We start from the raw sequence: 14,494 nt of genomic DNA, 5'->3' as shown, positions 1-14,494 counted from the left end.
TCCAACCCGCGCGTCGTCAAACGTAAGGTCCTCAAATGGGCAGCGAAACGCTCACACCACCAACATCATCCGCAACCCACACGCCCTCCGGAATGCACGATTCTCACCGGCTAACTGAACGGTATTGACCTTAAGCATGCCCCCTGCTTGTGATGCAGATCACGAAGCCTTCGAGAGCCCGGTCAAGCACCGCTTGGCCGTCCCGAGAGAAGGAATTTCCATGACGTACGTCCGTACAACTTCACCAACCTCCAAGAGCACACTGGGCCGACTCGGCCTGATCGCGTTGGTGCCCGCCATCGCGCTCGCGACCGCCTGCAGTAGCAGCGACTCCGACGACAGCGCGAACTCCGCGATCGAAGCACCGGCCAGCGCCTTCCCCGACATGCCCGCGACCGGCACCCCGATCAAGATCGGCCTGATCAACCCCGAAGGCGGGCCGGCCATTTCGATGCCCGCCAACCGTGAAGCGGCCGAGGCCGTCGCCCAGTACGCGAACGCCAATCTCGGTGGAATCGCCGGCCACCCGATCGAACTCGTCCCATGTGCGAGCAAGGAAGATCCGGCGTCGAACCGCGACTGTGCCAATCAGATGGTGGAAGCCGGCGTCAGCGCGGTAGTCGTCACCACCACCGGCCACGGCGATGCGATGGCTCCGGTCATCACCAAGGCAGGCATTCCTTACATGTCGCCTTCGGCCGCGAGCAGCGCAGAATTGATGTCACCCAACTCCTACGCGCTGACCGGTGGATTCCCGGGAACGCTGAAGGCTATGGCGAAGTATGCCGCGAAGAACGGGTACAAGAAGGTCACCACCTTCATCACCGACACCGGTTCCGCGGTTCCCACCGCGAAGGCCCTGGGCGGACCCGCCTTCCAGGCGGCCGGTGTCGAACTGCAGGTAATCCCCATTCCGCCGGGCACCCCCGACGCCACCCCACAGGTCAGTTCGGGTATCTCGGGTGACGTCCAGGGCGTGGCCGTGGTCGGTGATTCGACAATGTGCACATCGGTGCTCAAATCGCTCGGCACTCTCGGTGCCACTCAGGACAAGATGCTCATCCAGCCGTGCCTCGACCCCGCGACCATCGAGGCTGTCGGTGACGCACTGGAGGGCGCACACGTTTTCACCACTGCAGATCTCAACTCCGACAACGAAGAAGCCGTCCTGTACCGCAGTGTGATGCAGAAGTACTCACCCGACACCGACACAGCCGGGTTCACCTACACCGGTTATCAGGGTCTGCTGGGACTCGTCCGCGCAACTCAGGGCCTCACGGGCGACGCGACACCGGCATCCGTCAATGCCGCTATCAAGTCCGCCAAGAACGTGCCGCTTCCCGCCGGCAACAGCATCACGTTCACCTGCGATGGCTCCGCGGTGCCGAACCTGCCCGCCATCTGTGGATCCGAGCTCGTGACGGTCACCATCAAGGACGGCAAGCCCGTCGACCCTCAGGTCACCAAGTAAACGGCGACCGTCGAACCGACAGGTAACCCGAGGAGTCTTTGATGAGTGATCATGTGGTCTTCCTAGCGCTCGGCCTGGGCAACGGCGCGGTGTACGCGGCGCTGGGCCTGGCGCTCGTGATGACGTTCCGCAGTTCGGGCGTCGTGAATTTCAGCACCGGCGCAGTGGCACTGTACGTGGCGTACACGTACGGACTGCTCCGGAAAGGTGAACTGCTGAACCCTGTTCCGGGAATGCCGAAGTCACTCGGCCTCGGGGAACCGATGGGGGTGCTGCCGGCGATGCTGATCTCGCTGGCCATCGCCGCCCTGCTCGGAGTGCTGATCTACGCCATCGTCTTCCGGCCGCTGCGCGCTGCGCCGCCGGTCGCGAAGGCGGTTGCGTCGATAGGTGTCATGCTCTTCGTCCAGGCCCTGCTCGCAGTGCGCGTCGGCACCACCCCCGTGTCGGTGAAAGCGATTCTGCCCTCCGGAGTCCTGACCATCGGCGACATGCGCATCCCCGCCGACCGGCTCTGGTTCGCCGCCGTCATCCTGGCGTTGGCGGTAGCGCTCACCCTGGCGTTCCGTTGGACTCGCTTCGGGCTGGCCACGCGCGCCGCCGCCGAGTCCGAGAAGGGTGCACTGGTCGCGGGGCTCTCCCCGGAGCGCATCGCGTTCGGCAACTGGGCGCTCAGCACCATGGTGGCGGGATTGAGCGGAATCCTGATCGCTCCGATCGTTCCGCTGGTCCCCGTCTCCTACACCCTGTTCATCGTTCCCGCGCTCGCGGCTGCCCTGGTGGGCAACTTCAGCGCCATGGGTTGGACCGTGGTGGCCGGTCTCGGAATCGGCATGCTGCAGTCGGAGATGACCCATCTGCAGAGCACGGTCAGCTGGTTTCCGCAGTCGGGCATGGGCGAGCTCGTCCCGCTCGTGATGATCCTTATCTTCCTGGTGGTCCGAGGTAAGCCACTTCCCTCTCGCGGAGCCATCATTCAGCAGACACTGGGCCGTGCCCCCCGACCGAAGGGGCTGCTCGTTCCCACCCTTGTCTCGGTGGTCGTGGCCCTGCTCGGGCTGCTCTTGACCTCCGGAAGCTACCGCGCTGCCGTCATCATGACGCTGATCCTCGGCGTCGTCGCCCTGTCACAAGTCGTCGTCACGGGCTTCGCGGGGCAGATCTCGCTGGCACAGCTGACGCTGGCCGGAGTCTCCGCCTTCACGCTGAGCCGCCTCGGCAACGACCTCGGGATCCCATTCCCGATCGCCCCGATCCTGGCGGCACTCGTCGCGACGGCCATCGGCGTCGTCGTCGGCCTCCCGGCTCTGCGTATCCGAGGTTTGCCGGTCACCGTGGTCACTCTGGCGCTGGCGGTCTTCCTCGAGACGTTCTGGTTCCGCAACAGCAACCTCAACGGAGGACTGAGCGGATCGGGCATCGACACCCCGAGCCTGTTCGGCCTCGACCTCGGTATCGGATCGGGTGAGGCGTACCCACGCATTCCGTTCGGCATCCTGTGCCTCGTGGTCCTCACCGCCGTCGCGCTCGGCGTGGCGAAACTGCGGACCAGCCGTCTCGGTGCGTCGATGCTCGCCGTGCGGGCCAACGAACGTTCCGCGGCAGCAGCCGGGATCGACGTCGCCCGGACGAAGATCAAGGCCTTTGCCATCGGTGCCTTCATCGCCGGTCTCGGCGGCGCACTGATGGGATACCAGCAGACCCTCGCGACGGCGCAGTCGTACTCCGTCCTCGCCGGTATCGGCCTTTTCGCCATCGTCTACATCGCCGGGATCACCTGCGTCTCGGGTGGAATCCTCGCCGGAGTCATCGGCGGCGGCGGACTCGTCTTCATCGTCATGGACCGTCTCCTGCACCTGGGCAACTACTACGCGATCCTCAGCGGTGTCTTCCTGGTGCTGACGGTGATCAAATACCCGGAGGGTCTCATCGGCCACCTGCACGAGCATTCGGCCCGGATCCGGCGTCTGCTCGATCGGGTCCGTCCGGCGGCAAAGCCGGTACGGGTCCAGGGACCGTCGGCCCATGCGGAGTCCCCGCGACTCCTCCGAGAAATCAAGGACGAGGTCCTCCTCTCCGCGAACGGAATCGGCGTGCGCTACGGCGGAGTCGTGGCCCTCGACGACGTCACCTTCGACGTCCGGGCCGGTGAGATCATCGGCTTGATCGGCCCCAACGGCGCCGGCAAGACCACCTGCATCGACGCCCTCAGCGGATTCTCACCGTCTTCGGGCACGGTCACCCTCGGCGACCAGCGCGTCGACGGACTCAAGCCGCATGAGCGGAGCCGACTCGGGCTCGGCCGCACCTTCCAGGCCATCGAACTCTACGACGACCTCTCCGTGCGCGAGAACGTCGCGGTGGGCACCGTAGCCGCCGCGAATCGTAAGAACGACACCACCAAGCCCTCCGACGACGACATCGACGCCCTGTTCGGGGTCCTCCAGCTGACCGAGGTCGCCGACCGTTCCGTCAGCGAACTCTCGCAGGGTCAGCGGCAGCTGGTATCTGTCGCCCGTGCCCTTGCGGGCAGGCCGCGGATCGTCCTCCTCGACGAACCGGCCGCCGGACTCGACAGCACCGAAAGTCAATGGCTCGGTCAGCGATTGACCTCCGTCCGGGATGCCGGAGTGACAGTGTTGATGGTCGATCACGACATGGAACTCGTCCTCGAGATCTGCGACCGGATCATCGTTCTCGACCTCGGCCGGGTGATCGCCCAGGGAACGCCCCAGGAAGTTCAAACCAATCCCGACGTAGTGCGTGCCTACCTCGGCACCACCCACGCACCCACGGAGGTGCCCGCATGACCACAGTTTTCGAATGCACCGACGTAGCCGCCGGTTACTCCAAAGGCCGCCCGTGCGTGCGCGACTTCGACCTCTCCCTGCAGGCCGGGGAGGTGTTGTCTCTCCTCGGACCGAACGGTGCCGGCAAGACGACGCTCCTGATGACCTTCGCCGGGCTCCTACCCAGCCTCGGTGGCGAGATCGCAATTGACGGTACCGCGGTGAAATCCGGTCAAGCACGTGCCTCGTCGCGGGCAGGTCTGGTACTCGTTCCGGACGACCGGGCGTTGTTCACCGGCCTGACAGTGGAGGAGAACCTGAAACTCGCCGGACGCCGCGGCGGTCCGACCGTGCAGGACGTGATCGGCTACTTCCCGGCGCTCGGTGAGCGAATCAAGGTCGGCGCCGGGATGCTCTCCGGCGGAGAGCAGCAGATGCTCGCCATCGGACGCGCGCTGATGCAGAACCCCAAGGTGCTGCTGATCGACGAACTCAGCATGGGACTCGCGCCCGTGATCGTCGAATCACTGCTCCCAGTGATCCGTCAGGTCGCCGACGACAAGGGTGCCGCAGTCATCCTCGTCGAACAGCACGTGCGACTCGCTCTCGAGATCGCCGACACCGCCATCGTCCTCGCCCACGGACAGGACGTACTCCGCGGAAGCGCAGCGGGACTCGCCGCGGAGCCCGACAAGATCGAACGCGCCTACCTCGGTGCATCGCAGGTCGCGACCAGCGCGTAGACACGATGACAAGAGGGCCTGCGGATCTCGATCCGCAGGCCCTCTTTTTCGGTCCCACACATCACGGCTGCCCCTCCCGGCTGAACGAGACCCTGCCACCGACGCTGTTGTCGTCTGCTCGATGGACGTGAAACACCGGTAACAGTTTCGCGAAGGACACCTCATGGAAGACAGCGTTCTCTACGACCCGCTGACCGAGTTCTTCGCCGACATGGCCGCATCCCACGGCTACCGCGACACACAGTCCATCCTGCCCTTCGACGGTAAGTACCTGTGCCACTGCACCTGCGGGATCCTGGGACATCGAAGCGCCCACCCGCGACGAAGGCCTCACCCTGGCGCGTCGACACACCGCAGAAACTGCGGAGCACCCACACCGCATCCGGCATCGGTAGGCGGTGTCAGAGCGCCGCGATTCCTCGGCGCAACCCACCTGAAGCGCGAGGGTGGTTGGCCTACACCTCGGGAGTCGGTCGCCGGGTGGAGAGAACGACAACCCGTCATCCGCGCTACCGGGAGGAGCGGCGACCACGGCCAATGCCCGCCGAGGCCGTGCCGCGCACGCAGGAAGCCGAGGCCGAGCACGAGCCCGAAGATCAGGTGCCCGATCAGTGAGAGTGCGAGGGTCGTCGGCGTGAGCGGAAACATGGCTTGCTCTCCACTCGGTGACAGGGCGACCGTGGCGATGAGCCCGGCCCATACAGGGAACACCGCGAAGGCGACGGAGGTCAGGACGACGGTGCGGCGTGAGAGGTGTTGGAGCCCCAGCGCGAGGGCGATGAGGAAGAATGCGATCCCGATTCCGCCGCCATCACCGATGTAGCGCCACAGGTAACCGACTATCGCGCCGGTCCGGGTGTCGGATCCCGAGTGGAGCCAGGTACCCATTTTCGGAATGAAGTCGCCCCACAGGTCGAGCAGGTACACGGTGTCGAGGCGGAAGACGTCGTAGGCCAGGCACGCGAACATCCCCCAGCCGAGGCCATGGCCGACGATGCGGTCGATCGGGTGCGGAGCGAACACGCATAACACCGCGAGGACGGCCGCGAGTGGAATGATCACCAGCGCGCCGCTGGTGTTCATCGGCACGACGCCGAACACCTGCGCCGAGATCGCCAGCAGCGGTAAGGCGGCGAGCAGAAGGTACATGCCTGTTCGAGCGAGGGTCCAGTGGTGGCGGATGCCGGGGACGGTGGTGCCGGGGTTGTGCGACACAGCGGCGGGTTCCTTTCGGTCGAGAGGGCTTCTTTCTCTTCGGGTTCTGACGTTCCCAGCGTCCGGCACCTGCCCGGTGACGAATACTCACCCGAGGGGTAGTGATCGTCACCCTGAACCTGAGCGCACCACCTCGAGCACGGCACACGACAAAAGGGGAGGTCCACCTCGTGGCACCTCCCCTTTCCGCTGCCGGACTCAGCGCGGCATTTGCAGCCCTCGTTCGGCAATGATGTTGCGCATGATCTCGGAGCTTCCGCCCGCGATCGTGAACGCGCGGGCGTACAGGAACTCGGCCTGCCACCGGCCGTGATCGATTGCGCCCGAGTCGCCTTCGACGAGAAGGCCGACTTCGCCACTGGGCTCGAGTGCGAAGCGTGCGAGCTCCACTCCCAGTTCGCTGAACATCAGCTTGGCCGTCGGCGCATCCCGTGGCGGCTCGGTGCCCGCGACCGTCGGCTGATGTTGGCGTCGACGCCCTGCCGCAGCTGGACCACACTGGTGGCCGCTCCGCTGCGCTCGTGGCGGAGCCTTCGCTGACATCCGCTGGGCGAGTCCGACCAAGACCGTGCGGAGTACCTCGCCGATCGGGATGCGGTGAGCGAGCCCGATGGGTTCGAGGGCAGCGACCATGCCGTGGACTGCTGCATCGAACGCTCCGCCGAGCCCCTTCTGTCACACCGAGGCGATGCCTTCGTTGTATACACAGTATGCTAAGTAATCTTTAACAGACAGGCTTGGCGACCTCCGGCCGCGCCGATCCCCCCGATTCGAGAGAAGAGGCGAAGCATGGCGCAAAGCCTGCTGTTCTCACCACTCACCCTGCGAGAGCTCACCTTCAAGAATCGACTGTGGGTGGCGCCCATGGCGCAGTACTCGGCCACCAAGGGCGGCGTGCCCACGGACTGGCATCTCGCACATCTCGGAGGGATGGCCCGGGGCGGAGCCGGCCTCGTCATGTGCGAGGCGACAGCGGTCCTTCCGGAGGGACGCATCTGCCTCAACGACACGGGCATCTGGAGCGACGACCAGGCAAACGGTTTCGCGCGGATCAACCGCTTCATCGTCGAGCAGGGGTCGATTCCCGGAATCCAACTCGCCCATGCCGGCCGCAAGGGCAGCACACAGATCCCTACCGTGGGCAGGAACGCGCTCACGGCAGAGGAGGGCGGCTGGTCGACGGTGGCACCCTCGGCGATCGCCTACGAGGGACTACCAGCCCCCACCGCGATGAGTATCCGTCAGATCGAGGACACCGTTGAAGCGTATGCGGATGCTGCCGCGCGAGCCGTCCGCGCAGGCTTCCAGGTGGTCGAAATCCATGCGGCACACGGCTACCTGATGAACGAGTTCCTCTCCCCACTCGGCAACACCCGGACCGACGCATACGGTGGCATCTTCGAGAACCGCACCCGTCTGCTCCGCGAAGTTGTGTCGGCGATCCGCGGGGCGATACCTCAGGGGGTACCCCTGTTCGTTCGACTCTCTGCCACCGACTGGGCCGAGGGCGGCTGGGACGTCGCCGACACCGTGCGACTGTGCCGAGAACTCGAAGGCACCGGGGTCGACCTGATCGACGTGTCCAGCGGCGGCATGGTGGCTCACCAGAAGATCACCGTGGGTCCCGGTTACCAGGTGCCGTTCGCTCGTGCCGCACGTGAAGCGAGCTCGATCCCGGTTGCCGCGGTCGGGCTGATCACCGAAGCCGTACAGGCAGAGCAGGTTCTGGTCGACGGCGCCGCCGACGCGGTAATGTTCGGTCGTCAGCTTCTTCGCGAGCCTCACTGGCCCTTCCGCGCCGCGGTCGAGCTGAAGTCGGAAATGCGCTGGCCAGGACCGTACCGCTCGGCGCGTTACCGCGGCAGCATTCCCTGATCACCGTCGAGGGCACGATCCATCGCAGGCCAGGGCGATCTCGAAGCCACCGCCGACCTCGGGGAACTCCCGGTCGGGCGTCACCATCGGTTCCAGTGCCGCCACCTTCATGGTGATCGTCTTGAACGTCGGAGTCACTTTTCCCAGAGCAGAGTAATACCGGAGTTCGGGCCGAGCTGCCCACCCGACTCGGTGGGCGCGGACTCCGGGCTCGAGTGGTAGTCGGGAATGCGCGCGTGCCATTCCTCCAGGGCGATCTTCAGCTCACGCCGGGCCAGGTGGGAGCCGAGGCAGCGATGCGGGCCGGCACCGAAACCGATGTGGTTGTTCGGGCTGCGAGTGATGTCGACGCTCTTCGGGTCGTCGAATGTCGTGCCGTCGCGTGTCGCGGCATTGAGGCGTACCGCGATCATGGAGCCGGCCTTGATCGGGCACCCGCCGATCTCGGTGTCCTTCGTCGCTTTCCGCGCGGGGATGACGATCGCGTAGGCGCGGATGAACTCTTCGATCGCCGTCGGAATCAGGGAGGGTTCCGCGACGATACGGCGGCGGTCCTCGGGGTGCGACGCGAGATGCAGATAGCTCAGTCCCAGTGTCGCCGAGACGGTGTCGAGCCCCGCCATGAAAAGGAGGAGACAGAACGAACCCATGTCTACGTCGGTCACGGGAGCGCCGTCGATCTGGAACGACAGGGCTTTGCTGACGAGGTCGTCCCCGCCGGGGTTCGCGCGGCGGTCGGCGATGACGCCGTCGAAGTACGAGTTCACCGCGGTCATGGCCACACCTCGGCGGCGTGATGCCTCCTCGCCGGAGGCGGCGACGTGGAGAATCTCATGTTCCCATTCCATGAACTGCGGGAGGTCCTCGATGGGGAGGCCCATCAAATCCAAGAAGATCGAGGTCGGGTACTGGAACGCGAACTCGGCCATGAAGTCACAGGAACCCGTGCCCTTCGCGATAATTCCCTCGATGAGGTCGATTGCGCGCTGGCGGACCTTGGCCTCGAGCTTCTCGACGGCCTTGGGCGAGAACAACGGCCCGAGTTGCTGACGCCACTGAAGGTGTTCGTCGCCGTCGAGCATCTCCGGGATCCACTTGTACGACGGATCCGGGTCGAACACGGTCACGGCACGGCTCGAGACTGTCTCAGGATCCTGGTAGACGGACAGAACGTCCTCGTGTCGGGTCACGACGTAGTAGCCGGAAGCGAAATCGTTCCAGATGACGGGTGCTTCGTCGCGAAGGCGGTCGTAGACGGCGATCTTCTCGCCGACAGGCAGTTCCTCGAGCGGGTTGAAGTTATGGACGGGACAGCCGCGGGTCGTTTCGGTCGTGCTCATGGTCGGTTCCTCGTGTCTCGTGCTGTCAGGGACGGATCAGTACTGGGTGACCCCGGCGTCGACCGCGAGTTCGTGCGCAGTGACGAACTTGCTCTCGTTGGAGGCGAGGAACAGGACGGCGTCGGCGACGTCCTCGGGCTCGGTCGACTCGATCGGCAGCATGTTGGTGAACATCGCGGCGGGACGGGGGTTGTCCGCCATCGCGCGGCCGAGGACTTCCTGGATATTTCCTGTTCCCATGGGGGTGTTCACGCCGGTGGGGTGAACGCTGTTGACCCGGATGTGGTCCTTCGCCAACTCGGCGGCGAACGCCTTCGCCATGCCGCGGACAGCGAACTTGCTGGTGGTGTAGTGCACCATGAACGGCTGCACCTTCAGGCCCGCCGCGGAACTGATGAGGATGATCGAGCCGCCACCGGCCCGGGCCACGTGAAGCGCCGAGACCATGACGGTGTTCCACACACCAGTGACGTTGATGTCGAGCGTGTTTGCGAACATCGCGGGAGTGACCTCGTCCCACGGAAGGGGCGAGCAGATGCCGGCGTTGGCGACCACGACGTCGAGTCGGCCGAGTTCGGCGACACCGGCCTCGATGAATTCGCGCATCGTGTCGAGGTCCCGGACGTCGCATTCGGCGGTGAGGATGCGCCGGCCCTGCGCCTCGACGAGGCGGGCGGTTTCCTTCAGGTCTTCCGGGGTGGCGGACTCGTACGAGACGTCCGGGAGCGGGCCGCACAGATCCAGGGCCAGGATGTCGGCACCCTCCTGCGCGAGGCGTACCGCGTGGGCCCGGCCCTGCCCGCGTGCGGCACCGGTGACGAATGCGACCTTGCTGTCGAGTTTGCCCATGGATCCAGTTCTCCTGTCGAGGTGTCGTTCGGGTGGTAACCGGGAGACGGCCCGGACCCACAGCGAGCGCAGCGAGGGAAGCGAGTTCGGCGGGGTGCAGGGGAGTGCGCGACTGGCGCTTCCCATAACGAATGCAACTAGATATACCTTGTTGTACAAGTGAGGGTAGGTGGAACTGCTCGATTCGTAAAGAGCGGATCGTGTTCCACCGCCCCGACTTTCCACGCGCTGCATTCGCCGGCGCACTTCCCGGAGGGCCAACCCATGACCGACTCGACTACGACAACCTCACCGACGACTCCGGTGCCGCGCCCACCCGACGGCGACTTCACCGGCAGCCCCTATCTACGCCTGACCCGCGAAGACTCCTTCGCGCACCTCGTCGTCGACCGGCCGGAGGCACGCAACGCCTTGACCAACGCGATGTACTTCGGGATCCGCTACGCCTCGAAGCGGGTCGACGCCGACCCCGATCTGCACGGCCTGCTCATCACGGGCACTGGGGACGTCTTCATTCCCGGCGGTGACCTGGGGCGACGCACCCCGGACAGCTGGATGGATTTCTCGGTCCTCGGTGGCGACACTCTGCCGTTCGACACGCTTCGCCAAAGCGTCAAGCCCGTGGTCTGCGCGATCAACGGCATCTGTCAGGGTGGCGGTTTCATGATCGCGCTGTGCTCGGATGTCGCTGTCGCGGCCGAGAGCGCAACATTCCGGGTGCCGGAACTGTTCCGTGGCATCGCCGACCTGTACTACGCGCAGATGCTGCCGCGCATCGTCGGCCCGGTCCGCACCCGGGATCTGATGTTCACCGGACGCACGCTGACAGCGAGGGAAGCGGTCGACTGGGGACTGATCGCGCGGGTCGTGCCGGACGAGCAGCTCATGGACACCGCGACCGATGTGCTGAGGCAATGCGCGACGACGGCCCCGGACGCACGACTGCAGACCAAGCGGGTGTTGGACGCGCACATGGGTTTATATGACCGCATCGGGATGGCCGCCGGCCTGCGCGGGGACGAGTTCATCGAGGGCTGGCAGGCATTCTCGGAACGCCGTGCCCCGGAATGGGTTCCGGAAGACCTCCGCCGACCCGGGCGCCTCTGACAGGGTCAGAGGCGCAGCCGGGCCGCCGCGGCGCTGGCTGCGGCGATCGCATCGGACGCCGCGGAGAGGGCGCTCTCCAGCTCCCCGTCGGGCGGTGTTGCCGGATCGGGCTGTGGACGTAGGGCGGGGGCGATGAAGGTTCGGAACCGGTGCCGCGCCGCCGCCTCGGACCGGTCCGGGTACTCCGCGGCCAGGTAGGTCTGCTCGATGATGAAGTCGGTCATCTCCGCAATGGGGATGTCGGTCCGGATGAGCCCGTCCGCCTGCCCTGCGCGGAGCACCGGGCCATTGATAGCGGACGTGACCGAGTGGATGTCCTGGTCGCGTACGGCGGCGGAGCGTTGCGCCATGAGCGCCACGATGACCGGGTCACCTGGAAGTTCGCGGGTGGTGTACACCATGGCGTCCTCCATCTTCGAGAAGACGTCCGCCCGCGAGTCCATGATTTCCTGAACCCGGGCAATGTGCTTCCGGGAGCGGTACAGGCCCACCTGAATGATCATCTCGGACGTGCCACCGAGCTGGCGGAAGGCGGTCGCGCGGGACACCCCGGCACGCTCGGCCACCGCGGCCATCGTCACCGAGGCGGTGCCCTGCTCCGTCATCTCTTCGTCCGCTGCGCGCACCAGTCGTGCGCGGACGCTGTCGTCGTCCGCGTCGAACGGCTCGTAGGTGTGCGGCGTCATGGGAAAGACACTAGTTGCCGGTGCTGTCATGGCGGCCTCTCGCCTGCAGGTTCGGTGCCTGCTACCACAACATATGCATCGATGTGACACAGGTCTCGACATTGCGAGCATCTATCGCTACTATCGACCGCAGAGGATCTCACTATATGCGACTTCAACGCTACATGAGTCTCATATCTGACGTCCGTCGACCGCCCGGCGGGCGGCGACCCTCGCCTTACACGAGTCCGTCACTCCCGAAACGGTAGGACCCCATGAAGCTCACGATCGATACCGCCAAATGCTCCGGCCACGCCCGCTGCCACGCCGTCGCCCCCGACGTGTTCGACATCGACGACCTCGGCTACGCGGTCCCGGTCAACCGAGATGTCACCGAACCTCTCGACGAGGACATCGCGGCCGGCGTCGCAGCCTGCCCCGAACGAGCGATCTCCGTCCGCTGATCGTCACCCCGACGACACGGACCCACGCCATGCATTCCGAGACGCGACCGTTGCGCATCGCGGTGGTCGGCGCCGGCCCCGCCGGTTTGTACACCGCCGACCAGTTCACCCACGACGACGAAAAGGGCCACGTGGTACACCTTTTCGATCGCCTCCCTGTTCCGTTCGGACTGCTGCGTTACGGAGTCGCACCCGACCATCCGACGATCAAGTCCGCGTCCGAGACATTCCAGGAGATCCTCGACCGACCGAATGTCGGGTTGTTCTGCAACGTCGAGATCGGACGTGACATCACCACCGACGAGTTGCGGTCCTGGTACGACGCCGTCGTCTACGCGACCGGGGCCGACAGCGACCGCCGGCTCGGGATCGAAGGCGAAGACCTGCCCGGGAGCATTTCCGCGACGGAGTTCGTCAAGTGGTACAACGGCCATCCCGAGGCGCCGCCGCGCACTCTGCGGGATGTCCGTACGGCCGTCGTGATCGGTGCGGGCAACGTTGCTCTCGACGTCGCGCGGATCCTCGTGAAGGACCCGGATTCGTTGAGGGCTACCGATATCCCCGCCGATGCGCTGTCCTTACTTTCGAGCAGCGCGGTGACCGACGTGCACCTGATCGCGCGGCGCGGTCCCGAACACGCGAGGTTCACCACCAAGGAGCTGCGCGAACTCGGTGATCTCGGCGGTGTCGACGTTCTCGTCGACCCGTCGTCGATCCCCGACGCGGATCCGGAAGGACTTGGCCCGGTCGGGCGGCGCAACCTGAAGGTCCTGCGGGAGTGGGCCACGCGTGCGGCGTCCGGAGCGCCGCGGCGCGTGCACCTGCACTTCGGCGTACGACCGAATCGGCTGCTCGGCGAAGGCGCGGTGCAGGGTATTCGGCTGGACTCCGACGGCTCGACGATCGACCTGGCTGCGGATCTCGTGGTCCGGGCCATCGGCTACCGGTCCCGACCTCTGCCCGGCGTGCCGTTCGACGAGAACACCGGGACGATCCCGCACGTCGGCCATCGGGTGCTGCGCGACGGCACCGCGAACATCGGGGAATATGCCGTCGGCTGGGTCAAGCGCGGTCCGACCGGCATCCTGGGTACCAACCGGGGCGACGCGGCGGACACGGCAGAGGTGCTACTCGCAGACTTCGCCACCCGGCACGCCCAGTACACGTTCCGGCAAGCGGAAGACGAGCTCTCCGCACGGGGAATCCGCTTCTTGGACAAGATGTCCTGGACCGCGATCCGGCGTGCCGAAATAGCGCTCGGCGCCGCACACGGACGAAATCGCGTCAAGATCGCTGCCTGGGACGCACTGGTCGCCGCGGGCGACACCTCACGCGTCGTGGACGTGGAATCTCGCGGATCACTCACACCGTCTTCCTGATCGAAAGGTGGGGCCATGCCTTACGTCATCACCGACGCCTGCGTCGACGTCATGGATCGCTCGTGCATGCGCGAGTGCCCGGTCGACTGCATCTACGAGGGTGAGCGCCAGCTCTACGTCAATCCTCACGAGTGCATCGACTGCGGCGCGTGCGAGCCGGCCTGCCCGCAGGAGGCGATCCTCCACGAAGCCGACCTCACGCCCGAGCAGCAGTCGGCGAACGACCGCCAGAACGAGATCTTCGCCCCGCTCGGCAAGCTCGGCGGGGCACGAAGACACGGGAAACTCGGCTTCGATCACCCGGATATCGCCGCTCGACCCCTCCAGTTCTGATCGTCTCCCACGACTCAACGACCCATGACCCACGAATGCGGAGAATTCATGAACGACAAGCACATCGGATTCATCGGTGCCGGACAGATCGGTGAACCGATGGTCGAACGGCTGCTGCAGGCAGGGCGGCGCGTTTCGGTGTTCGCCCGTCGACCGGAGGTGCGCGAGCGCCTGGCGTCGGCCGGGGCGACACCGGTCGACACCCCGGCCGATCTGTCCGACGTCGACGTGCTGATCGCGTGCCTGTTCGACGACGACCAGATC

The 14,494-nt window shown here is 65.7% G+C and carries 15 protein-coding genes and 1 pseudogene; 9 read left to right on the top strand and 7 right to left on the bottom strand.

Annotation, left to right across the window (positions count from 1 at the left end; all coding sequences use genetic code 11):
* Window positions 1-220 precede the first annotated feature (220 nt).
* Genes WAW17_RS07895 through WAW17_RS07885 form a run of 3 tightly spaced genes read left to right on the top strand, consistent with a single transcriptional unit; the run spans window position 221 to window position 5,003 of the window.
* Window positions 221-1,471 (top strand): ABC transporter substrate-binding protein, encoded by a 1,251-nt coding sequence (locus tag WAW17_RS07895; protein ID WP_422332434.1) that lies wholly within the window; start codon window positions 221-223, stop codon window positions 1,469-1,471.
* A gap of 41 nt (window positions 1,472-1,512) precedes the next feature.
* Window positions 1,513-4,281: an ABC transporter permease subunit gene (locus WAW17_RS07890; RefSeq protein ID WP_422332433.1), complete on the top strand. Its 2,769-nt coding sequence runs from the start codon at window positions 1,513-1,515 to the stop codon at window positions 4,279-4,281.
* Window positions 4,278-5,003, top strand: coding sequence for an ABC transporter ATP-binding protein (locus tag WAW17_RS07885; protein WP_422332432.1), 726 nt, complete (start codon window positions 4,278-4,280; stop codon window positions 5,001-5,003). Before WAW17_RS07890 ends, WAW17_RS07885 begins: the two co-directional genes overlap by 4 nt.
* A 61-nt stretch (window positions 5,004-5,064) precedes the next feature.
* On the opposite strand, the gene WAW17_RS07880 is transcribed toward WAW17_RS07885, so the two are convergent.
* The 3 genes and pseudogenes from WAW17_RS07880 to WAW17_RS07870 form a co-directional block, all read right to left on the bottom strand.
* Complete coding sequence (locus WAW17_RS07880; protein WP_422332431.1) at window positions 5,065-5,283, bottom strand: hypothetical protein; 219 nt, start codon at window positions 5,281-5,283, stop codon at window positions 5,065-5,067.
* Between the two features lie 50 nt (window positions 5,284-5,333).
* A complete protein-coding gene (locus tag WAW17_RS07875) occupies window positions 5,334-6,218 on the bottom strand; it encodes a hypothetical protein (RefSeq protein WP_422332430.1) in 885 nt (294 codons plus the stop codon).
* 198 nt (window positions 6,219-6,416) lie between these two features.
* Window positions 6,417-6,665, bottom strand: a pseudogene (locus tag WAW17_RS07870) (acyl-CoA dehydrogenase family protein); the annotation flags it as partial.
* Between the two features lie 342 nt (window positions 6,666-7,007).
* Between WAW17_RS07870 and WAW17_RS07865 the strand changes: the two are divergent.
* Complete coding sequence (locus WAW17_RS07865) at window positions 7,008-8,093, top strand: NADH:flavin oxidoreductase/NADH oxidase (RefSeq protein WP_422332429.1); 1,086 nt, start codon at window positions 7,008-7,010, stop codon at window positions 8,091-8,093.
* On the opposite strand, the gene WAW17_RS07860 is transcribed toward WAW17_RS07865, so the two are convergent.
* The 3 genes from WAW17_RS07860 to WAW17_RS07850 are packed head-to-tail and all read right to left on the bottom strand — an operon-like array spanning window position 8,094 to window position 10,282.
* On the bottom strand, window positions 8,094-8,231 hold the full coding sequence (locus WAW17_RS07860; RefSeq protein ID WP_422332428.1) for a hypothetical protein: 138 nt from the start codon (window positions 8,229-8,231) through the stop codon (window positions 8,094-8,096).
* Window positions 8,228-9,433: a cytochrome P450 gene (locus tag WAW17_RS07855; RefSeq protein ID WP_422332427.1), complete on the bottom strand. Its 1,206-nt coding sequence runs from the start codon at window positions 9,431-9,433 to the stop codon at window positions 8,228-8,230. The genes WAW17_RS07860 and WAW17_RS07855 overlap by 4 nt, the downstream gene beginning before the upstream one ends.
* Window positions 9,434-9,469: 36 nt before the next feature.
* Complete coding sequence (locus WAW17_RS07850; RefSeq protein ID WP_422332426.1) at window positions 9,470-10,282, bottom strand: mycofactocin-coupled SDR family oxidoreductase; 813 nt, start codon at window positions 10,280-10,282, stop codon at window positions 9,470-9,472.
* A gap of 264 nt (window positions 10,283-10,546) precedes the next feature.
* On the opposite strand from WAW17_RS07850, the gene WAW17_RS07845 reads away from it, so the two are divergent.
* Window positions 10,547-11,389, top strand: coding sequence for an enoyl-CoA hydratase/isomerase family protein (locus tag WAW17_RS07845; protein WP_422332425.1), 843 nt, complete (start codon window positions 10,547-10,549; stop codon window positions 11,387-11,389).
* Window positions 11,390-11,394: 5 nt separating this feature from the next.
* Here WAW17_RS07845 and WAW17_RS07840 read toward each other — a convergent pair whose 3' ends face one another.
* Window positions 11,395-12,075, bottom strand: a complete 681-nt coding sequence (locus WAW17_RS07840) for a TetR/AcrR family transcriptional regulator (protein ID WP_422332424.1) — start codon at window positions 12,073-12,075, stop codon at window positions 11,395-11,397.
* 254 nt (window positions 12,076-12,329) lie between these two features.
* Between WAW17_RS07840 and WAW17_RS07835 the strand changes: the two genes are divergently transcribed.
* The 4 genes from WAW17_RS07835 to WAW17_RS07820 form a co-directional block, all read left to right on the top strand.
* Window positions 12,330-12,518, top strand: a complete 189-nt coding sequence (locus tag WAW17_RS07835; RefSeq protein WP_422332423.1) for a ferredoxin — start codon at window positions 12,330-12,332, stop codon at window positions 12,516-12,518.
* A gap of 29 nt (window positions 12,519-12,547) precedes the next feature.
* The gene (locus WAW17_RS07830; protein WP_422332422.1) at window positions 12,548-13,897 is read left to right on the top strand and encodes an FAD-dependent oxidoreductase; all 1,350 of its coding nucleotides are present in this window, start codon (window positions 12,548-12,550) and stop codon (window positions 13,895-13,897) included.
* A 15-nt stretch (window positions 13,898-13,912) separates the two neighbouring features.
* Complete coding sequence (fdxA, locus tag WAW17_RS07825; protein ID WP_422332421.1) at window positions 13,913-14,230, top strand: ferredoxin; 318 nt, start codon at window positions 13,913-13,915, stop codon at window positions 14,228-14,230.
* A gap of 48 nt (window positions 14,231-14,278) precedes the next feature.
* A partial coding sequence (locus tag WAW17_RS07820; protein ID WP_422332420.1) for an NAD(P)-binding domain-containing protein occupies window positions 14,279-14,494 on the top strand: 216 nt, incomplete at its 3' end.

The sequence above is a fragment of the Rhodococcus sp. (in: high G+C Gram-positive bacteria) genome (genome assembly GCF_049286785.1).
Classification (GTDB): domain Bacteria; phylum Actinomycetota; class Actinomycetes; order Mycobacteriales; family Mycobacteriaceae; genus Rhodococcus_F.
Note: the sequence above shows the minus strand (reverse complement) of the source record. Positions and strands in the feature narration are given on the sequence as shown.

Excerpts from the sequence above, each read along its gene's own strand:
- WAW17_RS07895 (WP_422332434.1), top strand. The coding sequence starts at position 221 with ATGACGTACGTCCGTACAACTTCACCAACCTCCAAGAGCACACTGGGC.
- WAW17_RS07865 (WP_422332429.1), top strand. The coding sequence starts at position 7,008 with ATGGCGCAAAGCCTGCTGTTCTCACCACTCACCCTGCGAGAGCTCACC.
- WAW17_RS07830 (WP_422332422.1), top strand. The coding sequence starts at position 12,548 with ATGCATTCCGAGACGCGACCGTTGCGCATCGCGGTGGTCGGCGCCGGC.
- WAW17_RS07835 (WP_422332423.1), top strand. The coding sequence starts at position 12,330 with ATGAAGCTCACGATCGATACCGCCAAATGCTCCGGCCACGCCCGCTGC.
- WAW17_RS07855 (WP_422332427.1), bottom strand. The coding sequence starts at position 9,433 with ATGAGCACGACCGAAACGACCCGCGGCTGTCCCGTCCATAACTTCAAC.
- fdxA (WP_422332421.1), top strand. The coding sequence starts at position 13,913 with ATGCCTTACGTCATCACCGACGCCTGCGTCGACGTCATGGATCGCTCG.
- WAW17_RS07850 (WP_422332426.1), bottom strand. The coding sequence starts at position 10,282 with ATGGGCAAACTCGACAGCAAGGTCGCATTCGTCACCGGTGCCGCACGC.
- WAW17_RS07845 (WP_422332425.1), top strand. The coding sequence starts at position 10,547 with ATGACCGACTCGACTACGACAACCTCACCGACGACTCCGGTGCCGCGC.
- WAW17_RS07885 (WP_422332432.1), top strand. The coding sequence starts at position 4,278 with ATGACCACAGTTTTCGAATGCACCGACGTAGCCGCCGGTTACTCCAAA.
- WAW17_RS07890 (WP_422332433.1), top strand. The coding sequence starts at position 1,513 with ATGAGTGATCATGTGGTCTTCCTAGCGCTCGGCCTGGGCAACGGCGCG.
- WAW17_RS07840 (WP_422332424.1), bottom strand. The coding sequence starts at position 12,075 with ATGACGCCGCACACCTACGAGCCGTTCGACGCGGACGACGACAGCGTC.